Source organism: Hyphomicrobium zavarzinii ATCC 27496, from assembly GCF_000383415.1.
Taxonomy (GTDB): Bacteria; Pseudomonadota; Alphaproteobacteria; order Rhizobiales; family Hyphomicrobiaceae; genus Hyphomicrobium_C; species Hyphomicrobium_C zavarzinii.
Genome location: NZ_KB911257.1, coordinates 38,558 through 62,626 on the forward strand (window position 1 = coordinate 38,558; position 24,069 = coordinate 62,626).

Here is a 24,069-nt window from a genome sequence, read left to right on the forward strand (position 1 = left end):
TCACCTCACGCGGCATATGCGGACGGGCATGGGCCGCGTCGAACCGCTCGTACTCCGCGAAGATCTCCTCAGCGCTCCGGTCAGGATGGTAGTTCAGGCAGAACAACAGGTTCGCATGAGCCAACGCGTAATCAGGCTTCAAAGACAAAGCCCGACGGAACAAAGACTCGGATTCGCTGTACAATGAGAGGTCTTGCAACAGCAGGGCCTGATTGCCGAGCGCGCGCCAATTGTTGGCGATGGCGTCCTTCACACCGAGATAGACCTTCACCGCCGCGACGGGCTCTCCCTTCTGACGGAGGAGCTGGGCGAGATTATCGTGAATGTCGCCGTCGTTCGGCATCAACTCGGCGGCCTTGCGCAGCACCACCTCGGCCTCCGAGGCCTTGAGCTGGCGCATAAGGCAGAGCCCGAGATTGCGGAGGATCTGCGGATCGTTCGGCGCGGCGGTACAGGCTTTGCGCAGCTCGCTCTCGGCTTCCGCCAGCCTGCCGCGGCCAGCGAGAAGGTTACCGAGATTTCCATGCGCGTTGGCAAATCCAGGCGCGCGGGCGATGGCCTCGCGATAGGCGGCTTCGGCTTCCGCATTGCGGCCCGCCGCGCGGTAGGCCGCGCCGAGGTTCGACATCGTATCCGCGCGGTGGCTGCGTTTCGCCGCTTCCTGGAACAGCTCGATGGCGCGCTCTATGTTGCCGCGCCCATAAGCCCAGCCCGCTGCGCGCTGCAGCGTTTCGACAGCCTCCTCGCGGTCCACATAGCGCAGCCACAGGCGCTCGTACACGCGCTCGAGCTCGGTGGCGAGACCGCGCGCATCGCAGAGCGGGGACGCGGCCATGCGCGCGCGAAGTCCGGCGCGCAGGGCGGCGAGCGCTTCGATATCGGTCGCGCGGGCGATAGCCTTGGCGATGTATTCCTCACGCGAGATCGCGACCCAGTCCGAGAGGCCCAGCGAGCCCATGATGGTGGCGCCGAAGCAGCCGACGGAGGGCCGCGTCTTGAGGCAGATGGACGGCACGCCGAGCCAGGCCGCTTCGATGGTGGTGGTGCCGCCGTTGTGCGGGAACGGATCGAGCGCGATGTCGATGGTGCCGTAAGCTTCCCATGTCTTGGGCTGTGGCGTCGTGAAGACGAGGTCGATGCGATCTGCCGAAATGCCGTGGCCGGCAAAGAGGTCTCGGTAGCGGCGGCAGACCTCCTCGTCGACGAATGCCACGGTGTTGAGCACGAGGCGCGACCTCGGCACCCTCTTCAGGATCTCGCTCCAGGTGGCGATGACCTCGTCGTTGAGGCGTACCGCGCGGCCGAAGTTGCCGAAGGTGACATAGCCGTTGGCGAGCGCGGGCAGCGCCGTGACGTCCGGCATACCTTGCGGCGGCTGATAGGCCACCGGCATGCGGGGCAGGCGCTCGACGGGCTCGGAGAAAAGGTGATCGGAGCCCGGCGGGGCCAGCTCGTCGTCCGCCAGGAACGCATCCATCACCGAGAGGCCGGACGTATATCCATGCCCCAGGAAATGCGCGACCTGCACGGGCGCGGGCTTGCGGGCGAAAGTGAGCAGGCGGTTGCGCGCCGTATGACCGCCGAGATCGACCAGCACGTCGATGGCATCGCGGCGAATGAGATTGGCCAGCTCGTCGTCCGACAATCCGACTGTGCCGCGCCAATGCTCCGCGAGCGCCTTCAGGCGATGCGTTTCGGCGTCGGGGGCCGGTACTTCCGCATAGCAGAAGATCTCGACCTTGCTGCGGTCATGCCCCACCAGGATCGGCTCGATGAAGTGGCGCGAGGACTTGGTGGCGAAATCGGGGGAGACGTAGCCGACGCGCAGCCTTCGGCCCGGCGTCCGGTCATTCGGCCAGACGCAGTTCTTGGGCGCGTGACGATCGGCGTGCACCTCGCTCCAGCGGCGGAACTCCGCGAAGATCTGATCGCCGGTGAGGCCCGGGTGATAGGTCACCGCGAACAGCATCATGCCGTGGCCCTTGGGATGGCCGGGCGCTTTCGCGAGCGTTGCCTGGAAAATCTCGATGGCTTCGGCGACACGCCCCTGATCCTGAAGCGAGTTGGCCAGATTGAAGCCGATCTCAGTCAGATCCGGTCTAAGCGCGAGGGCCTGGCGCAGATCGCGCTCGGCGGCGACGAGCTGGCCGCGGCGCATGAGGACGAGCGCGCGGTTGTTGAAGGCCTCGGCGTGATCGGGCTTGGCCGCGATCGCCTCGCTGAAGGCATCCTCTGCCTCGCGCAATCGCTGCTGGGCGGAAAGAGCGTTGCCGAGCGCATTGTTGGCTGCGGCGTGCCTGGGCTTTGCTTTGAGGACAGCGCGTGCGGTCGCTTCCGCATCGGTGAGGCGCCCAAGGCGGCGCTGGACATCGGAGAGATAGCAGCCGCTGTCGATGTCCGCAGGATCTTCGGACAAATGCTTGACGATGCAGGCCGCCGCATCGGCGAGACGTCCGGCGGCCTCGAGGCGAGCGATCTCACGGGTGGCCGCGGCGCGGCGCTGGAGAACGGGCTCGCGGTTCGTCTGAGGCGCCTTGGGAGCCGCTTCCCCGCACCATTCTTTCCAGAGTTTACGGAATGCGGTCTCGAGGTCCCGGGCGAGGCCGGGGCCGTCGGCGAGCGGAGAGGCTTCCACGCGCGCCCGCAGGCCCGCTCGCAGCGCCGCCAGCGACGCGACGTCGGACGCCTTCGCAGCCGCCAGAGCCACGTACGACGCGACGTCTCCCGCAACCCAGTCGCGAAGGCCCACCGCGCCCAGGTTGCTCGCCCCGAACCGGCCAACCGAAGGACGGTCCGCAACCGACACAACCGGAACACCCAGCCACAGCGCCTCGATCGTCGTCGTCCCCGCATTGTGCGGGAACGGATCCAGCGCGATGTCCACTTCTCCGTACGCCGCCCACGTTTTGGGCTGTGGGCTCGTGTAAACAAGCACAAGCCGATCCCGGCCCACTCCGTGCACCGCGAACCGCGACGCCATCAGATCCGAGAACGCAGCCTCTGAGAACGCCTTCGAGTTCAGCATCAGGCGGCTGTTCGGCACCCGTAGCAGGATCTCCGACCACGCCTTCACAACCCGGTCGTTGATCCGCTCAGGACGGCCGAAGTAGCCGAACGTCACGTACCCGTTCCGCAACGCAGGCAGTGGCCCCACCTCCGGCATTCCCTCGGGCGGCTGATAGGCCACCGGGATGCGGGACAGGCGGACGATCTTCTCCGAGAACAGGTGCTCGCTGCCGACCGGTGCCATCTCGCCATCCGACAGGAACACGTCGATCGCCGACATGCCCGACGTGTAACCATGCCCAAGATGATGGGCCACCTGGATCGGGGCCGGCTTCCGCGCCATCGCCAGGATGCGGCTCGACGACGTGTGGCCGCCGAAGTCCACCAGGATGTCGATCTTGTCGGCCCTAATCTGGGCTGCCACCTCGTCGTCCGTGAGACCCACCGTCGAGCGCCAGGCGTTCGACATGGCCTTGAAGCTCTGGGTGACGTGGTCCTCGTTGGTCACCTCGGCGTAGCAGACGATCTCGAGCTTCTCCCGGTCCAGGTGCCGCAGCAGGGGATCGAGGAAGTGACGGGCGGCATGCTCGCGGAAGTCGGGCGATAGGAAGCCGACGCGCAGCTTGCGGTCCGGCGTCCGGTCGTTCGAAAAGGTCACCTCACGCGGCATATGCGGACGGGCATGGGCCACGTCGAACCGCTGGTACTCCGCGAAGATCTCCTCAGCGCTCCGGTCAGGATGGTAGTTCAAGCAGAACAACAGGTTCGCGTGAGCCAACGCGTAGTCCGGCTTCAAAGACAAAGCCCGGCGGAAGAGAGATTCGGATTCCGCGAATTGGGACAGATCTTTGCGGATGACGCCGAGATTGCTCACCCAACGCTGCTCATTGGGCGCAAGCTCCATGGCGCGCGCTGTCGCGTTCCCCGCGGCGACCATGTGCCCGATGCGAAGCTTCAAGGCGCCGAGATTGCCGAATGCGATTGCGGAGTTGGGATCGGTCGCGACGGCTTTGTCGAGGAGGGCCGAGGCTTCATTGAACTTCTGAAGCGCCATCGCGGTCGCGGCGAGATCGGACAGAATGTCCGCACGGTCCGGGCGCAACTCCGCCGCGCGTTCCAGTGCCTTCTCGGCTTCGGCCGGCTTGTTCTGGCGCTGGAGCGCGACGCCGAGGCCGTGCCAGGCTTCCGCATAGGACGGGTTCGACGCGACGGCGTTGCGATAGCTTGCCTCCGCCGCCACAAACTGCCCCGCATCGCGTGCGATGTTGCCGAGGTTGTTGTGGGCCGGCGCAAATTTGGGATCGGCTGCGAGCGCGGCGCGATAGGCTGCCGCGGCTTCGTCCGTTCGTCCTGCGGCGCGCAACACGACACCGAGATTGGCCTGGAAATCCGCCGCATCGGGTTTCAGCGCAACGGCGCGGCGCCCCGCAACGATGGCGGGCTCGATGGCGCCGCCGCGATGCAGGGCAAGGCTCAGGATTTCCCAGGCGAGCGCTTCATCCGGTGCGATCTCCGCCGCGCGCTGCGCATCAACGGCAGCGGACCTCACATCCCCGCGGTCGAGCGCTTCCATGGCACGCTGCAGCAGCGCCTGGCCGTCGCTCGTTTCTCGATTGGTGACCGGCTGGCGCTGCATGCGAGCCCTTTTGCCCTATCGTGCCTCGCGCGGACACGGGATGTCCGCAGCTCCGAAACCACGCAAAACACGTGATCAAACGCGCCTCAGGAATCCTTTCGGCCAGTACGTGACACGCTCCGTGACGACGCCCTCGTTGAAGGGGAACGCCGGCTCCTCGAGCACGAACTCGGGATGGCCCGCGGCAAATTCTGCCGCGGCATCGAGGGGATTGTTCCAGCTCCAGTCCGGCGCGGTGCGCGGCGCCCCCACGACCTCTTTCATGATGCCGTCGGTCGCGACGATGTAGGACCCCGGCGTCACCATCGGGCCGTACGCCTCGAGCTCGGCGAGCACATGGGCCTTGGTGTGGTTACTGTCGAGCAGCACCAGCACCGTCTCGCCCGGAGAGAGGAGGCCGCGAACCTGATCGACGACCTCGGGCGCAACCGAGCTGCCCTCGACGAGCGTGATCAGCGGCTTCATCTCGTGAGCTTCGATCGCCTGCCGATTGTGCGGGCGGATCTCGATGTCGATACCGATCACGCGGCCCTTGCCCATGGCCTTGAACAGGCTGGCGTAGAATATCAGCGAGCCGCCATGCGCCACGCCCGTCTCGATGATCACGTCGGGCTTTACCCGGTAGATCACCTCCTGGATGCGCAGCATATCCTCGGGAAGCTGGATGACGGGGCGGCCCATCCAACTGAAAGAATAGACATATTTTGTATCCCAGCCGCAGCGGACCCAGGCTTTCGAGATCAGACGAAACGCCTCCGGACTGTCCAGCTTGTGGACCGTCTCACCGTTCGCTCCCTCGGCGATCACGACGCCATTGACCTCATCGATTTTAAGCATGGAGATGAGCAGCCTTTCGCGCGGGACCCTTCGGATAAGACTCGAATGCGCGCGCCGGACTGACCAATCCAGCGCGATCACGGAGTCTCACTTGAGCTCCCATCTCCATGCGATTTGGCTTGCCCCAACCTGAACGCTGGGTTCGCCATTCGAACGCGAAACGGCCGCATCCCTGGGACGCGGCCGTTCGACTTGTATGTGGCGACGCTGACTAGACGTCGATGAACTTGGTGAAGTCGTAGGTCCAGGGCGTCGAGCCGTCGGTGGTGATCACACCGATCAGCGTGCCGCCAGAGGTGAAGTCGCCGTTCGTGCTGAAGTACAGCTGGCCGGTATCCTGCTGGTAGACGAAGCCACCCTTGCCGCCCGTCGCCAGGGTCGTCGAGAGGAGCGCCGCGCTGTTGGCAACAGCCTTGATGTTGCCGTTGTTGGTGAGCGAGCCGGTGGTGTCGTAGGTGTTGGTGTTCACCGTCGAGTTGGCGTCGGTGTCGAGGCCGATCCGGTCTGCGCCCGTGCCCATGTTCATGACGACCATGTGGCTGCCGGCCGAGTTCTGATCGAACACGAAGGTGTCCGCGCCGCTGCCGCCCGTCACGTGGTCGATGCCGCCGCCGCCGCGGATGTGGCTCGTGCCTGCCGTGACCGTGATAGTATCTGCACCCGCTCCGCCGATCACCGTCTCAACGTTCGCAACCGAGACCGTGTTGGCGAAGTCGCCGAGCGTGAGCTTGTCGGACGCGCCGCCAAGGTCGATCGAAGCGTTGGAGGCCTGGGCGCCAAGCGTGATCGTATCGACACCCGAGCCGCCGGCGATGGTTTCGACGTTGGAAACCGTCGCGGTGTTCGAGAAGTTGCCGAACGTCAGCTTGTCGCTGCCGCCGAGCAGATCGATGGAGCCGCCCGCCACCTGGGTGGTGTAGGTCACCGTGTCGCTGCCAGCGTTGCCGATCAGGTTCTCGACGTTCGCCACCGAGCCGACGTTGGTGAAGTTACCGAGCGTCAGGGTATCGACGTTGGCGCCGAGATCGACAGACATTCCGGTCGTGAGCGCCGAGCCCAGCGTGATGGTGTCGATGTTGCCGCCACCCACCAGAGTTTCGACGTTGGAGACCGTCGCCACGTTGGCGAAGTTGCCGAAGGTGAGCTTGTCGCTGCCCGCACCGAGATCGAAGAAGGCATCCACCGCGACCGTCGACAGCACAACCGTATCCGCGGCCGAACCACCAATCAGCGTCTCGACGTTCGAGACCGAGAGACCGGAGTTCACGAAGTCGCCGAGGGTCAGCTTGTCCGCGCCGTCGCCAAGGTTGATGTTGGCCTTGGTGATCTGCGTGGCAATGGTGAGGGTATCCGCATCGGCACCCGCCACGATCGTTTCCACGTTGCCCACCGTCACGGTGTTGACGTAGTCGCCGAGTGTCAGGGTATCGTTGCCGGCGCCCAGATCCACCGAGCCGTTGGAGACCTGCGAGCCGTAGGTGAGCGAGTCGGTTCCCGTTCCGCCGACGACCGATTCGACGTGGTAGACGGTTGCCGTGTTCGTGTAGTTGCCGAAGGTCAGCGAGTCTGCGCCGGCGCCGAGATCGATCATCACCCCGTTGACTGCCGAGGTGTAGGTGATCGTATCAGCAGCGGAGCCGCCAAGGACCGATTCAACGTTGGTCAGCGTTGCCGAGTTGGCGAAGTTGCCGAACACCAGGCTGTCGTAACCGGCGCCGAGGTCGATCAAGACGTTGGTTGCCTGGGTTGCGATCGTGATGCTGTCGGAGTCGCTGCCGCTCGTCAGGGTTTCAACGTTCGAGACCGAGCCGTAGTTCGCCGAGTCGCTCAGCACGAGCTTGTCGCTGCCTGCGCCGAGGTTGACCAGGTCGGAGGCACCGAGCGCGCTTGCCAGCGTGATGGTGTCGTTGCCCGATCCGCCGTTCAGCGTTTCGACATGAGCGACGGTCGCGGTGTTCGCGAAGTCGCCGAGCGTCAGCTTATCACCGCCGTCACCCAGATCGAAGGAGCCCTTCGAGACGATGTCCGTGATGGTGATCGTGTCAGCCAGCGCACCGCCGACGATCGTCTCGACGCCGGCGACCGAGCCGGTGTTGGTGAAGTCGCCGAGCTTCAGCGTGTCGTTGCCCGCACCGAGGTTGATGCTGTTCGAGGCGCCGAGCGCGCTGCCGAGCGTGATGCTGTCGGACGACGTGCCGCCAGCCAGCGTCTCTACTCCGGAGATCGTTGCGGTGTTCGCAAAGTTTCCGAGCGTCAGCGTGTCGTTGCCCACACCGAGATCGATGAGTGCATCGGACGCCGCGGCGCCGAGGGTGATCGTGTCGGCAGCAGAGCCGCCGGCGATCGATTCGACGTTCGAGACCGTCGCCGAGTTGGCGAAGTTGCCGAAGGTGAGTGCGTCGATACCGGCGCCAAGATCGAGCGAGGCGTTCACGGCCTGCGTCGCGATCGTGACGGTATCCGAGTCAGAGCCGCCGATCAGCGTCTCGACGTTGGACACGGAGCCCGTGTTCATGAAGTCGGACAGTGTCAGCTTATCGCTGCCGGCACCGAGGTTGATGCTGTCGGACACGTTGATCGCGGAGGCCAGCGTGATGGTGTCGTTGTCCGTTCCGCCGACCAGCGTCTCGATATGAGCAACCGTTGCCGAGTTGACGAAGTCGCCGAGGGTGAGCTTGTCCGCCCCGTCTCCGAGGTCGACCGAGCCCTTCGAGGCCTGCGTCGCGAGGGTGATGGTATCCGCGCCAGTTCCGCCGATGATCGTCTCCACGTTGGAGAGCGAGCCGGTGTTAGCGAAGTTGCCGAGCGTCAGCGTGTCGGCGCCGGCGCCGAGATCGATGGCGTTCGACGAGGCCATCGCGCTGCCCAGGGTCACGCTGTCGGCGAAGATGCCGCCGGTCAGCGTCTCGACTCCAGAGACCGTCAGGCTGTTCGCGAAGTTGCCGAGCGTCAGGACGTCGTTGCCAACACCGAGGTCGATGATGGTCTCGGACGTTCCCGCACCGAGCGATACTGTGTCCGCGGCGGATCCGCCAAGGACCGACTCCGCATTAGAGATGGTCGCGGTGTTGGCGAAGTTGCCGAGGGTGAGGCTGTCAGCACCGGCGCCGAGGTTGATCGCGGCATCCGACACCTGTGTGGCGAAGGTGATGGTGTCGACATCCGCGCCGCCGACCAGGGTCTCGACGTTGGAGACCGAGCCGGTGTTGGCGAAGTCGCCGAGCGTCAGCTTGTCGAGGCCCGCGCCGAGGTTGATGAGGCTCGAGGAGGTGAGAGCCGCACCGAGCGTGATGGTATCCACCGACGTGCCGCCGATCAGGGTCTCGACGTTCGAGATCGTCGCCGTGTTGGCGAAGTCGCCGAGCGTCAGGCTGTCTGCGCCGTCACCGAGGTCCACGGCAGCCTTGGAGATCTGCGTCGAGACGGTGATGGTGTCGGCGGCGGAGCCACCGATGATGGTTTCCGTGTTGGCGACGGTCGCGCTGTTCGCGAAATCGCCGAAGGTCACCGAGTCGGACGAGGCACCGAGATCGATCGAGCCGTTCGACACCTGCGCATTGAAGGCGATGATGTCGGTGCTCGTTCCGCCGGTGACGGTCTCGACGCTGCCGAGGGTCGCGACGTTGGCGAAGTTGCCGAGCGTCAGGATATCGGCGCCCGAGCCGAGGTTGATGACCGCGTTGGAGGCAGCCGCCCGTAGCGTGATCACGTCGGCCAGCGAGCCACCGAGGATGCTCTCGGCGTTCGAGATGGTCGCGGTGTTCGCGAAGTCGCCGAGCGTCAGGCTATCGGTGCCCTCCGCCAGGTCGATCGAGCCGTTCGACACCTGGGTTGTGACGGTGATGGTGTCGCTGTCCGCGCCGCCGACCAGCGTCTCGACGTTCGAGACCGAGCCGGTGTTGACGAAGTTGCCGAGCGTCAGCTTGTCGCTGCCAGAACCGAGGTCGACGCTGTCGGACGCACCGAGAGCCGATCCCAGGGTGATCGTGTCGGCCAGCGAGCCGCCGACCACGGTTTCCGCGCCGGAGATGGTCGCAGAGTTCGCGAAGTCTCCCAGGGTGACCGAGTCGGAGCCTGCGCCGAGGTTGAGCAGGGCCTTGGACAGGAGCGTTGCGACCGTGATGGTGTCGGCCGCGCTGCCGCCATTGAGCGTTTCGACGTTGGAGATCGTGCCTTCGTTGGCGACGTCAGCCAGGGTCAGGGTGTCAGCACCCGCGCCGAGGTTGATGTTAGCCGAGCTCACGAGCGCCGTGCCGAGCGTGATGGTGTCGGTAGATCCGCCGCCGACCAGGCTCTCCACGTTCGAGATCGTGCCGTTGTTGGCGAAGTTTCCGAGGGTCAGGACATCCGCGCCCGAGCCGAGGTCGATGACGCCATCGACGAGCTGGGTGGAGATTGTGATGGTGTCGGCATCGCTGCCGCCGAGGATGCTCTCGACGCTCGAGACCGTCGCCGTGTTGGCGAAGTCGCCGAAGGTGACGCTGTCGTTGCCGCCGCCGAGATTGACCGAGCCGTTCGAGAGCTGTGTCGCGAAGGTGATCGTGTCGGCGCCCGAGCCGCCAACCAGGCTCTCCACGTTGGAAAGCGAGCCGGTGTTGGTGAAGTCGCCTAGCGTCAGCTTGTCGTTGCCAGCACCGAGGTCGATCGAGTTGCTTGCACCCAGAGCCGATCCGAGGGTCAGCGTATCCGCGGCGCTGCCGCCGACGATCGTCTCGACATCCGAGATGGTCGCCACGTTGGCGTAGTCGCCGAGGTTCAGCGTATCAGCGCCGTTTCCGAGGCTGATCAGACCCTTGGAGATCAGGGTTGCGACCGTAATGGTGTCCGCATCCGTGCCGCCGAGCAGGGTCTCGACGTTCGAGACAGTTCCGGTGTTGGCCGCATTGGCGAGGATAAGCGTGTCGCTTCCGGCGCCGAGGTTGATGCTTTCGGTGCCAGCCAGCGCGCCACTCAGCGTGATGGTGTCGTTGTCCGCGCCACCCGTGATGCTTTCCGCGCCGGAAACCGTCGCCACGTTGACGAAGTTGCCGAGCGTGAGCTTGTCGCTACCCGTGCCCAGATCGATCGAGGCATTGCTGAGCTCGGACGCGATGGTGATGCTGTCCGCACCCGTGCCGCTGATGATCGTCTCGACGTTGGAGACGGTCGCAACGTTGTCGAAGTCGCCGAGCGTCAGCTTGTCGAGGCCCGCACCCAGATCGACGGCGCCCTTCGAGAGGAGCGTCGAGAAGGTGATGGTGTCGGCACCCGTGCCGCCGACCAGGGTTTCGACGTTCGAGACGGAGCCGGTGTTGGCAAAGTTTCCGAGCACGAGCTTGTCGCTACCGGCATCGAGATCGATGCTGTTGCTGCCCGAGAGAGCGGTGCCAAGAGTGACAGTATCGCTTACCGAGCCGCCCGCGATCGTCTGAACGTTCGAGACCGTCGCCGAGTTGGTGAAGTTTCCGAAGGTCAGCTTGTTGCTGCCGGCTCCAAGGTCGATCGAGCCGTCGGTGATGCCGGTCGCAAGCGTGATTACGTCAGCGCCGGTGCCGCCAATGATCGACTCGACGTTGGAGACCGTGCCGGTGTTGGCAAAGTTTCCGAGCGTGAGGCTATCGACGCCCGCGCCGAGGTTGATGGTGTCGGAGGTCGTCAGTGCAGCGCCCAGCGTGATGAAGTCGCTGGTGGAGCCGCCGACCAGGCTCTCGACGTTGGAGACCGTCGCGGTGTTCACGAAGTTGCCGAGCACGAGCTTGTCGTTGTCGGCACCCAGGTTGATGGTCGCATTCGACAGGGCGGTGCTGACCGTGACCGTATCCGCATCGCTGCCGCCGAGCAGAGATTCGACGTTGGCGATGGAGAGCACGTTCGCGAAGTTGCCGAGCGTGACAGTGTCCGTGCCGTCGCCCAGGTCAACATAGCCCTTGGAGACGAGCGTTCCGAAGGTGATGCTGTCGGCACCCGCGTTGCCTACGACCGTCTCGACGTTCGACAGCGTGCCGGTATTGGCGAAGTTGCCGAGCACGAGCTTGTCGTTGCCGACCCCGAGGTCGATGTTGTTCGAGGTGGTCAGAGCCGTAGCAAGTGTAACTGTATCGGCACCCGTGCCGCCGACGACGCTTTCAACGTTCGCAAGCGTGACCTGGTTCGCGAAGTCACCGAGCGTCAGCTTGTCGGTTCCCGCTCCGAGGTTGACGTAGGCATCGTTGGCAAGCGTGGCGAGGGCGATCGTATCCGCACCGCTGCCGCCAAGGATGCTCTCGACGTTCGAGACGGTTCCGGTGTTGGTGAAGTCGCCGAGAATCAGCGTGTCGCTGCTTCCGCCGAGGTCGACCGTGGCGCCGGAGAGCTGATCACCGAGGGTCACCGTATCGATATCCGCGCCGCCGATCAGGGTTTCGACACCCGAGACCGTAAGCTTGTTGGCGAAGTCGCCGAGGACGAGCTTGTCGCTACCGGAGCCGAGGTTGACCGATGCGTTCGAGGCCGCGGTTCCCAGCGTCATGGTGTCTGCAGCGGAGCCGCCGACGATCGTCTCGACGTTCAGCAGGGTGGCGTTGTTGGCGAAGTTGCCGAACGTAACCTGATCTGCGGCGTTGCCGAGGTCGATCTGGCCGTTCGAGATCTGGCTCGTGAAGGTGATCGTATCGATACCCGAGTTGCCGGTGAGCGTCTCGACGTTCGCAACCGAGCCGGTGTTGGCGAAGGCGGCGAGCGAGAGCTGGTCGAGGCCGGCGCCGAGATCGACGCTGTTCGAGGTCGTCAGGGCCTTCGCCAGAGTGACGCTGTCGGCACCCGAGCCGCCCACGATGGTCTCGACGTTGGAGATCGTGACAATGTTGGTGTAGTCGCCCAGCGTAACCTTGTCGGTGCCGTCGCCCAGATCGATGGTGTTGTTGTTGTCGAGCGCCGCACCGATGGTGACGGTGTCGTTGGCCGATCCGCCGATCAGCGTCTCGACGTTGGAGACCGTCACGGTGTTGGCGAAGTTGCCGAGCGTCAGCTTGTCGGAATCCGCGCCGAGATCGATCTTGGCGTTCGAAACCTGGGCCGACATCGTGATGGTGTCGGCGAGGCCGCCACCGATCAGGGTCTGCACGTTGGCGATGGATGCGACGTTCGCATAGTCGCCGAGCGTGAGCTTGTCGTTACCCGAAACGAGGTCCACCGAGCCCTTGAACAGGAGCGATCCGACCGTGATGGTGTCGTCGCTCGTGCCGCCGACGATGGTCTCGACGTTCGAGACCGTGCCGGAGTTGGCGAAGTTGCCAAGGGTCAGGGTGTCGGCGCCGCTGCCGAGATCGACAACCGCGTTCGACATCTGGGTCGAGATGGTGATTGCATCCGCGCCGTTGCCGCCGAGGATCGATTCCACGTTGGCGACGGAGCCGGCGTTCGAGAAGTTGCCGAGCGTGAGGCTATCCGTGCCCGCGCCGAGGTCGACGATGCTCGAGCTCGTGAGGACGGTCCCCAGCGTGATGACGTCGCTTGCGCTGCCGCCCGTGACGGTTTCGACGTTGGACACCGTGGCGGTGTTGTCGAAATTGCCGAGTACGAGCTTGTCGACGCCGGTCTTGAGGTCGATGCTGGCCGCAACCGACAGGGCCGTGGTGATGGTGATTGTGTCGGCACCAGTGCCCGCAGAGATGGTTTCGACGTTGGCGACCGTGGCCGTGTTGTTGAAGTTACCGAAGGTCAGCGTGTCGTCGCCGGTTCCGAGATCCACGGACGCGTTGGAGGCTTCCGCGGTGTAGGTGATCGTATCTGCATCGGCGCCGCCGACCAGTGTCTCGATGTTGGCGACCGAGCCGACGTTCGCCGTGTCGGCGAGCGTGAGCTTGTCGTTGCCAGCGGCGAGATCGATCAGGTTCTTGGATACCATCGCGCTGCCGAGCGTGATGGTGTCGGTCGTGCTGCCGCCGGTCACGGTCTCCACGTTGGAGATCGTCGCGGTGTTGACGAAATCGCCGAGCGTGAGCTTGTCGTTACCCGCACCGAGGTCGACCGAGCCATCCGAGAGCTGGGTGGCGACGGTGATGGTATCGGTAACGGCGCCACCGACGATGGTCTCGACGTTCGAGACCGAGCCCGTGTTGGTGACATCCGACAGCGTGAGCGTGTCGCTGCCAGCGCCAAGGTTGATCGAGGCCGAGGTCGTCAGCGCCGATCCGAGGGCGATGGTATCGGCATCGCTGCCGCCAATGATCGTCTCGATGTTCGAGAGCGTACCGGCGTTCACGAAGTCGCCGAGCGTCAGCTTGTCGTTGCCGGCGCCGAGGTTGATGTTGCTCGTGACCGACAGGGCGGTTGCGAGCTGCAGGGTGTCGATGCCCGTGCCGCCGACCACGCTTTCCACGTTGGACAGCGTCGCGGAGTTGGTGAAGTTGCCGAGTACGAGCTTGTCCTCACCATCGCCCAGGTCGACCGAGCCGTTGGAGACCTGCGTACCGATGGTGATGGTGTCGGTATCGATGCCGCCGATCACCGTCTCTGCGTTGGAGACGAGGCCGGTGTTCGCGAAGTCGCCGAGCACGAGCTTGTCGTTGCCAGCGCCGAGGTTGATGCTATCGCCGTTCACCATCGCGGTGGCAAGGGTGATGGTGTCCGCATCGGAGCCGCCGACGAACGATTCGACGTTCGAGAGCGTCGCGTTGTTGGCGAAGTCGCCGAACGTGAGCTTGTCGGAGCCGGCGCCGAGATCGATCGAGCCGTCGGACACCTGCGTGCCGATGGTAACCGTATCCGCTGCGGAGCCGCCGCTCAGGCTCTCGACGTTGTCCACCGTCACGGTGTTCGCGAAGTTGCCGAGTGCCAGGCTGTCGATGCCCGCGCCCAGATCGACCGATCCCTTCACGATCGCGCTTCCGATCGTGATCGTGTCCGCATCGCTGCCGCCGATGATGGTTTCAGCGTTGGAGACGCTTGCCGTATTGGCGGTGTTGCCGAAGGTGATCTTGTCGTTGCCCGCGCCGAGATCGATGACCTCGCTGCCGGTGAGCTCACCCACCGTGATGGTGTCGGCCGACGATCCGCCGATCAGCGTCTCGAAGCCTGCAACCGTCGCGCTGTTCGTGAAGTCGCCCAGCGTGACCTTATCGGATCCCGCGCCGAGATCGATCGAGCCGTTGGAGATCTGGGTCGAGTAAGTGATGGTGTCGTCGTTCGTGCCGCCGATCAGGGTCTCGACGTTCGAGATAGAGCCGGTGTTGGCAAAGTCGCCCAGCGTCAAGGTATCAGCGCCCGCACCGAGGTCGATGCTGTTCGCTCCGCTCAGGGCCGAGCCGATCGTCACCTTGTCGGCCGCGGTCCCGCCGATCAGGGTCTCCACGTTCGAAACCGTGACGACGTTGGCGAAGTTGCCAAGGGTGAGGGTGTCGCTGCCCGAGCCGAGGTTGATGGAGGCTTCCGAGCCGATTGCGCCGAGGGTCACCGTATCGGCGTCCGTTCCGCCGAGGACGGTTTCCACGTTCGAAACGGTGAGCGTGTTGGTGAAGTTGCCGAGCGTCAGTACGTCGAAGCCGTCGCCCAGGTCGACCGATCCGCTGGAGGCCTGCGTCGCCAGGGTGATGGTGTCGGAATCCGAGCCGCCGACAATGGTCTCAACGTGTGAGACAGAGCCCACGTTGAGGAAGTCTCCGAGCGTGAGCTTGTCCTTGCCGTCGCCGAGGTCGATCTTCTGGCCGGTGGTCAGGATCTCGCTCAGCGTGACCGTATCGCTATCCGTGCCGCCGAGGACGGTCTCGACATTCGAAACCGAGACCACGTTGACGAAGTTTCCGAGGGTCAGGGTGTCGTTGCCGCTGGCGAGATCGATCGAGCCGTTGGAGACAGCCGTTCCGAGCGTCACGCTATCGGCCGCAGCTCCGCCGTTGATGGTCTCGACGCTCGAGATCGTAACCGTGTTGGCGAGGTCTGCCAGGGTTACGACGTCCGCACCCGAGCCGAGGTTGATGGTCGCGTTCGAAAGTTGCGTTGCAAAGGTGACGGTGTCAGCCGCGCTGCCGCCCTGCACACTCTCGACATTCGAGAGCGTGATGGTGTTGGCGAAATCACCCATGATGAGGGCGTCCGTGCCGCTGCCGAGATCGACCGACATGGCCGAGGCCTGCGTGGCCAGCGTCAGCGTGTCTGCGTCCGAGCCGCCGAGGATCGATTCCACGTTCGAGATGGTCGCCGAGTTGACGAAGTCGCCGAGCGTCAGGCTATCGACATCCGCGCCGAGGTTGATCGATGCGCCCGAGAGCTGCGACACGATCGTGATTTCATCGGTGCTGGAGCCACCGAGCAGGGTCTCGACGTTTCCGACCGATCCGCTGTTGGCGAAGTTGCCGAGGGTCAGCTTGTCGGCGCCGGCCCCGAGGTCGATGCTGTTCGAGCCGTCGAGCGCTGCGCTGACGGTGATGACGTCGGCTTCCGAGCCGCCGACCAGCGTCTCGATGTTGGCGACGGTCGCGGTGTTGGCGAAGTTGCCGAGCATGAGCTTGTCGGCGCCCGCCCCGAGATCCACGGAGGCGTTCGAGAGCTGCGTTGCAACGGTCACCGTGTCGTTATCGCCGCCGCCGGTCAGGGTCTCGATGCTGGATGCCGTCAGCGTGTTCACAGCGTCGGCGAGCGTCAGCTTGTCGGCACCGGAGCCGAGATCAACTGCGCCGTTCGAGATCTGCGTGGCGAGCGTGATGACGTCCGCACCCGTACCGCCGGTCAGCGTCTCTATGCCGCTCACCGTGCCGGTGTTGGCGAAGTCGCCCAGCGTCAGGCGGTTCGCGCCCGAGCCTAGGTCCACCTGCGTGCTGGTGGTGAGGGCCGTCGCGAGCGTGATAGCATCGCTGCCCGAGCCGCCGATGATGGTTTCGACGTTCGAGACGGTCGCGACGTTGCTCGCGTCGGCGAGCGTGATCGAATCCGAGCCGGACCCGAGATTGATCGTCGCTCCAGTCAGCGCGTTGGCGAAGGTAAGGGCATCGGCACCCGAGCCGCCGAGAACGCTCTCGATGTTTCCGAGCGTGGCGGTGTTGGCGAAGTTGCCGAGCGTCAGCGCGTCGGTTCCGCCGCCGAGATCGATCGAGGCATCGGAAACCTGAGCGGAGAAGGCAATCGAATCGTTGCCGGAGCCCGCGGTCATGGTCTCGACGTTTGCAACCGTCACAACGTTGGCGAAGTCGCCGAGAGCGAGGATATCGCTGCCCGCGCCGAGATTGACGCTCGCGTTGGAGACGAGCGAGGACATGGTGACATGGTCGGCCAGCGATCCGCCGATGATGGTCTCGACGCCAGACGCGGTCAGCGTGTTGTCGAAGTCGCCGAGCGTCAGCTTGTCGGCGCCGGAGGCCAGGTCCACCGAGCCGTTCGAGACCTGCGTCGAGAAGGTGATGACGTCAGCACCGGTTCCGCCGACGAGGATCTCGACGTTGGACACTGAGCCCGTGTTCGCGCCGTTGGCGAGGGTCAGCTTGTCGGCGCCCGCACCCAGATCGATGCTATTGGACGTGGTGATGACCGAGCCGAGCGTGATCGTATCGGCTTCCGAGCCGCCGATCAGGCTTTCGACGTTCGTGATCGTGCCGTTGTTGGCGAAGTCGCCGAGTGTCAGCTTGTCGGAGCCGGCGCCCAGGTCGATCAACGTCTTGTTGAGCTGCGTGGCGACGGTCACCGTATCGGCGTCCGAGCCGCCGACGACGGTCTCGATGTTCGAGAGCGTGGCCTCGTTGACGAAATCTCCGAGCACGAGCTTGTCCGCACCGACCCCGAGATCGATGGATACGGAGCCCGTGGCTTGAGCCCCCAGCGTGACGGTGTCGGCATTGGAGCCGCCGGAGATGCTTTCGACGTTAGAGACGGTGACGTTGTTCAGGAAGTTGCCGAGCGCCAGCTTGTCTTCGCCGGCACCAAGGTCCACCTGGCCGGTCGCGATCGACGTGAAGGTGATGGTATCTGCATCCGAACCGCCAATCAGGGTCTCGACGAAGGAGACCGAGCCGGTGTTCACGAAGTCGCCGAGCACGAGCTTATCGGATCCCACGTTGAGATCGATGGTCGTTCCGGTGGTGAGCGCGCTTGCGAGCGTGATCGTATCGTTGCCCGTGCCTGCGACGAGCGTTTCGACGTTTGCGATGGTGGCGACGTTGTTGCCGCTCTTCAGCGTCAGGACGTCCGCGCCGGATCCGAGATCGACCGATGCGTTCGACAGAACGGTCATCATGGTCAGGGTGTCGTTGGCGGTTCCGCCAACCAGCGTCTCGACGTTGCCGACGCTGCCGATGTTGGCAAAGTTGCCGAGGGTCAGGCTATCCGCGCCCGAACCAAGATCGACCGAGCCTCTGGTGAACACGCTGCCAAGCGAGATGGTGTCGGCGTCGCTGCCGCCAAGCAGCGTCTCGACACCGAGCACGGTGCCCGAGTTGACGAAGTTTCCGAGAGTGAGGGTATCGGCGCCCGCACCGAGGTTCAGAGATCCGCTCGAGAGCTGGCTTGCGAACGTGATGGTGTCCGCGCCGCTTCCGAACGAGACGGTCTCGACGTTCGCAATGGTGGCGACGTTGGTGAAGTTGCCGAAAGCGAGCGTGTCATCGCCGGCGCCGAGATCGATCGATCCCTTTATGACGGCCGAGTTGAGCGTGACGGTATCCGAGTCCGATCCGCCGACGACAGTCTCGATGTTCGAAACCGTGGCGGTGTTGACGAAGTCGCCCAGCGTCAGGGTATCGTTACCCTGAGCGAGGTCGATCGAGCCGTTGGAGACGGCCGTACCAAGGGTGATGGCGTCAGCGCTGGTCGCGCCGATGATCGTTTCGACGTTGGAGACAGAGCCGGTGTTGGTGGCGCTTGCGGCGCCGAGGATCAGCTTGTCGGCGCCCGCGCCCAGATCGATGGAGCTCGAGGTCGTCAGAGCCGACTCCAGCGTCACGGTATCGGCGGCCGATCCGCCGACCAGGGTCTCCACGTTGGAAACCTCGATGGAGTTGGCGAAATCACCCAGCGTCAGCTTGTCGGCGCCAGATCCGAGATCGACCGAGCCGTTAGAGATCTGGGTCGCAAGCGTGATCGTGTCGGCATCGGAGCCACCGACGACGGTCTCCACGTTCGACACGGAGCCCGTGTTGGCGACGTTGGCCAGGGTAAGGGTGTCGTTTCCGGAGCCGAGGTTGATGTTGGTGGAGGTGGTCAGGGCCGAGGCCAGGCTGACCGTATCCAGACCCGTGCCGCCGACCAGCGACTCGACGTTGGAAACCGTGACGGTGTTCGAGAAGTTGCCGAGCGTCAGCTTGTCGCTGCCCGCGCCGAGATCGACCGAGGCCTTCGACAGGATGGTCTGAACCGTGATCGTGTCGGCATCGGAGCCACCGACGATCGTCTCGATGTCGGAGACCGAGGCCGTGTTGGCAAAGTTTCCGAGCGTCAGCTTGTCGTTGCCTGCATCGAGGTCGATCGAACCGTTCGACACCTGGGTTGCATACGTGATGGTGTCGTCGAGGGTCGAGCCGATCAGCGTCTCGACGTTGGAGACCGAGCCCGTATTGGCAAACTTGCCGAGGTTGAGGATGTCCTTTCCGGCGCCAAGGTCGATCGAGCTCGACGAGGTGAGCGCCGCGGTCAGGGTGATGGTGTCAGCCAGCGAGCCGCCGACCAGCGTTTCGACGTTCGCAATGCTCGCGACGTTCACGAAATCGCCGAGCGTCAGCGTATCACTTCCGCTGCCGAGGTCGATCAGGCCCTTCGAGACCTGGGTGGTCAGCGTCACGGTATCGGCACCTGCCACGCCGATCACGGTCTCGACGTTCGAGAGCGAGCCGGTGTTGGCGAAGTTTCCGAGCGTCAGCTTGTCCGCGCCCGCGCCGAGGTTGATGTTCTGGCCGGCCGTGAGGGCGCTGCCCAGCGTCACGCTGTCGTTCGCGCTGCCGCCCACGATGGTTTCGATGTTCGAAACAGTGGCGGTGTTGCCGGAATTGGCGAACACGAGCTTGTCGGAGCCCGCGCCGAGGTCGATCGATGCGTTTGCGGCGGCGGTTCCGAGCGTGATGGTATCGGTGGTCGAGCCGCCGACGATGCTCTCGACATTCGAGAACGTACCGACGTTGGCGAAATCACCCAGCGTCAGCTTGTCCGCGCCGACTCCGAGATCCGCGGAGCCATTCGACACCTGCGTCGCGATCGTGAGGACGTCCGCACCGGTGCCACCGACGATGGTCTCGATGCTGGTGAGGGTGCCTGTGTTGCTGGCGAAGCTACCGAGCGTCAGCTTGTCGTTTCCGGCGCCAAGGTCGATTGCCTGCGCCGTGGTGAGGGCAGCACCCAGCGTCATGGTGTCTGCCGCGGTGCCACCCGTGAGGGTCTCGATGTTGGAGACCGTCGCAACGTTTGCGAAGTTGCCGAGAACGAGCTTGTCGCTGCCAGCGCCAAGATCGATAGACGCGTTGGAGACGACCGTTCCAGCCGTGATGGTGTCTGCGAGCGATCCACCGATCAGGGTCTCGACGCTGTTAGCCGATCCGGTGTTGACGAAGTTACCGAGGATGAGCTTGTCTGCGCCCGCACCGAGGTCGATGATGGTGCCGCCGGTCAGCGCGCTGCCCAGCGTGATGGTGTCGGAGGTCGAGCCACCGGTCAGAGTTTCAACGTTCGAAACCGTGGCGACATTGACGTAGTTGCCGAGGATGAGCTTGTCCGTGCCAGCACCGAGATCGACCGACGCGTTGGACGCCAGCGTGCCGAACGTAATGGTGTTGTTGGCCGAGCCACCGACCAGGGTCTCGATATTGGCGACGGTCGCCGTGTTGACGCTGTTGCTGAGCGTCAGCTTGTCGGCTCCGAGGCCGAGGTCGATCGAGCCATTCGACACCTGCGTGGCAATGGTGATGACGTCGGCGCCCGTGCCGCCGGTGATGGTTTCGACGTTCGAGACGGTGCCGGTGTTGCTTGCGAAGTTGCCGAGCGCCAGCTTGTCCGCACCCGCGCCAAGATCGAGCGACGTTCCCGTGGTGAGCGCAGTTCCGAGCGTGATGGTATCGGCGCCTGTGCCGCCGGCCAGGCTCTCGACGTTGGACACGGTTACGGAGTTCGCGAAGTTGCCAAGCGCGAAGCTGTCGACGCCGGCGCCCAAGTTGACTGTGGCGTTGGTGAGCTGCGTCGCGGACGTGATCGTGTCGACGCCGGTGCCACCGAGCAGGCTATCGACGCCTGAAATGGTGCCGGTGTTGGTGAAGTTGCCGAGCGTCAGAGCGTCCGTTCCCGCGCCGAGATTGATGCTGTTAGACGCGCCGAGCGCGGTGCCGAGCGTGATCTTGTCCGCGCCCGCGTTGCCGACGATGGTTTCCGTGTTCGAGACGGTTGCGGTGTTGGTGAAGTTGCCGAGCGTCAGCTTGTCCGATCCTGCGCCGAGGTCGATCGAAGCGTTGGATACGGGCGCGCCAAGGGTAATGGTGTTGTTGGCCGAGCCGCCGACGATTGTCTCGACGTTCGAAATCGTAGCAGAGTTGGCGAAGTTGCCGAGCGTCAGCTTATCGGCGCCGAGGCCGAGATCGATCGAGCCGTTGAGGATCGCCGTGCCAAGCGTGATGGTGTCGGCGCCCGTTCCGCCGACGATGGTCTCCACGTTGGAGAGCGTGCCGGTGTTGGCGAAGTTGCCAAGCGTAAGCTTGTCATTTCCTGCCGCAAGATCAATGGCGTGTGCAGTCGTGAGCGCAGAGGCGAGATTGATCGTGTCGGCGCCCGTGCCGGCCGTAATACTCTCGACATTCGAGATGGTCGCGGTGTTGGCGAAGTTGCCGAGCGTCACCTTGTCGGTGCCGCCGCCGAGATCGATCACGCCCTTCGAAACGACGGTCGAGAAGGCGATGGTGTCGGTGTTGGAGCCGCCGACGAGCGTTTCTACGTTGGCAATCGTGCCGGAGTTCGCAAACGCGCCGAGGGTCAGCTTGTCGTTGCCAACCCCGAGATCGATGTTGTGGCTGTTCGTGAGCGCGGTGCCGAGCGTGACCGCGTCATTCACCGAGCCGCCGACGATGGTCTCGACGTTGGACACCGTGACCGTGGACGGCAAGCGCGAGAGAACCAGCTTGTCGCTGCCGGCCCCGAGGTCGATCGAGGCGTTCGTCAGCGTGGATCCGATGGTGATGGTGTTGTTGGCCGATCCGCCGATGATGGTCTCGACGTTGGAGATGGTGGCGGAGTTGGCGCCTGTCCCCGAAAGCACGACCTTGTCGGCGCCCGCGCCGAGATCGATAGAGCCGTTCACGATCTGAGTCGCGAACGTGATGGTGTCGGCACCGGTGCCCGCGGTCACCGTCTCGATATTCGAGAGGGTGCCAGCGTTGGCGAAGTTTCCGAGGGTCAGCCTGTCGTTTCCGCCGCCGAGATCGATGGTCTGCGCGCTGGTCAGTGCCGCGCCGAGGCTGACGGTGTCGGTCAGGTTGTTGCCGAGCACGCTCTCGATGTTGGACACCGAGAGCGTGTTCACGAAGTTTCCGAGCGTGATCTTGTCCGTACCAGCGCCGAGATCGACGGAGCCGTTTGCGATCTGACCGGTGAACACGAGCGTGTCGGCGGCCGTGCCGCCGACGATGGTCTCCACATTGGCGACGGAGCCGGTGTTGGCGAAGTTACCAAGCGTCAGCTTATCGGAACCCGCACCAAGGTTGATGGTCGTGGCGGACGTCAGCGCATTGGTAAGCGTGATCGTGTCAGCCGCGGTGTTGCCCAGGATCGATTCGGTGTTGGCAACCGTCAGCGTGTTGGCGAACTTGCCGAGAACGAGCGTGTCGACGCCAGCGCCAAGATCGATCGAGCCCTTGGACGCGCCCTGGGCGAGAGTGATGGTGTTGTTTGCCGAGCCGCCGATGATGGTCTCGACGTTCGAAATCGTGGCGGAGTTTGCGAAGTTTCCGAGCGTCAGCTTGTCGTTGCCGGCGCCGAGATCGATCGAGCCGTTGACGATCTGCGAGCCGAGCGTGATGGTGTCGGCGCCCGTGCTGCCGATGAGCGTCTCAGCGCCAGACACTGTGCCGGTGTTGTTGAACTTGCCGAGCGTCAGCGTGTCCGAGCCCGCACCAAGATCGATCGAGTGCGAGGTCGTCAACGCCGCGTTCAGCGTCACGAGATCGACGCCGGTTCCGCCCTGAAGGCTTTCGACATTGGTGGCGGTGACGGTGTTCGCGAAATTACCGAGCTTCAGCGAGTCGACGCCCGCGCCGAGATCGATCGAGCCTTTGGAAACCTGGGCCGCGAACGTCAGAGCATCGGCCAGGCTTCCGCCGAGGATGGTTTCGACGTTTGCGACGGTGCCCGTGTTGGCAAAGTTGCCGAGGGTCAGCTTGTCGGCGCCCGCGCCGAGGTTGATGCTCGAGGAGCTCGTGAGAGCCGAAGCGAGATTGATGGTGTCGATGCCGGTTCCGCCGACGATGGTCTCGGTGTTGGCAACCGTGGCGGTGTTCGCAAAGTTGCCCAGCGTCAACTTGTCGGCGCCCGCGCCGAGGTTGATCGACGCCTTGGAGGCAATGCTGCTCAGCGTGATCGTATTGTTGATCGCGCCGCCCATGATGGTTTCGACGTTCGCAACGGTCGCGGAGTTCGCGCCCGCGTCGGAGAACGTCAACTTGTCGAGACCCGCGCCGAGATCGACGGAGCCGTTCACCATCTGAGTGGAGATGGTGATGGTGTCCGCGCCGGTGCCGCTGACGATGGTCTCGACGTTGGAAATCGAGCCGGTGTTGACGAAGTTGCCGAGCGTCAGCTTGTCCGCGCCCGCGCCGAGGTTGATCGAGTTGGTGTTAACGAGGGCCGAGCCCAGCGTGACGGTATCCGCGCCCGTGCCGCCGACGAGCGTCTCGACGTTGGTTACGGTCAGCGTGTTCGCGAAGTTGCCGAGCGTCAGCTTGTCGTTGCCCGCTCCCAGGTTGATCGAGGTCTTCGCCGCCGCGGACCCCAGGGTGATGGTGTCGGTCCCGTTGCCGCCGATCACCGTCTCGGTATTCGAGACTGTCACCGTATTGGTCGCATTCGCGAGCGTCAGCTTATCGGCGCCTCCCGCGAGGTCGATGCTCCCGCTCGCAATACCGCCCGTGATTTGGACGGTATCCACTGCCGCACCACCAATCAGCGTATCGACACTTGCGGCCGTATACAGATTAGCCGTGTTCTTGTTCGGCAAGTTGACGACAGCCATTTGAGAGACCCCGAATTAACGTTTCCCGCTCACCGCAAACACGGTTGTTCAAAACAACGCACCCCGCCGGTGACCGTCCCCCACTAATTCGTCGTCAGCGCATCCGATATCTTGTCGACTTGCAGCTACTTTTTGAATTAGTCAGAAACACCCTTTACGGGATTTTTCACCGTACTCTTCTCATTAAATGCGCCGTTATTGTTTCTATTTGGTAAATTACGAGAAATAGTCGTAAATCACACCATCAATAAAACTGCTAATTGAAACCAGCTAGTTCGCAACGCTGTGCAATCAGTTTATGCTGCTCTTGCATCTATATGACTCCACTGCCTATTTTTGTTGCCTACGCAAGCAGCTCAAAATGCAAAAAAACGACATTTCGAGTTGAATATGAATCTCTTCATTTCGGGATCTATTTCCCGGATATCGACGGCCGGATGAGCATCTTCAG

The 24,069-nt window shown here is 63.9% G+C and carries 3 protein-coding genes; all 3 read right to left on the reverse strand.

Going from position 1 to position 24,069, the window contains the following annotated elements:
- Positions 1-4,642: O-linked N-acetylglucosamine transferase family protein (locus F812_RS25380; protein ID WP_020085477.1), on the reverse strand; the 4,642-nt coding region annotated here is incomplete at its 3' end.
- Between the two features lie 75 nt (positions 4,643-4,717).
- Entirely contained in the window at positions 4,718-5,479 is a 762-nt protein-coding gene (locus F812_RS0108170) for a cephalosporin hydroxylase family protein (RefSeq protein ID WP_020085478.1), read from the reverse strand.
- A 211-nt stretch (positions 5,480-5,690) separates the two neighbouring features.
- Positions 5,691-23,618: a beta strand repeat-containing protein gene (locus F812_RS0108175; protein ID WP_020085479.1), complete on the reverse strand. Its 17,928-nt coding sequence runs from the start codon at positions 23,616-23,618 to the stop codon at positions 5,691-5,693.
- Positions 23,619-24,069: the final 451 nt, after the last annotated feature.

Excerpts from the sequence above, each read along its gene's own strand:
- F812_RS0108175 (WP_020085479.1), bottom strand. The coding sequence starts at position 23,618 with ATGGCTGTCGTCAACTTGCCGAACAAGAACACGGCTAATCTGTATACG.
- F812_RS0108170 (WP_020085478.1), bottom strand. The coding sequence starts at position 5,479 with ATGCTTAAAATCGATGAGGTCAATGGCGTCGTGATCGCCGAGGGAGCG.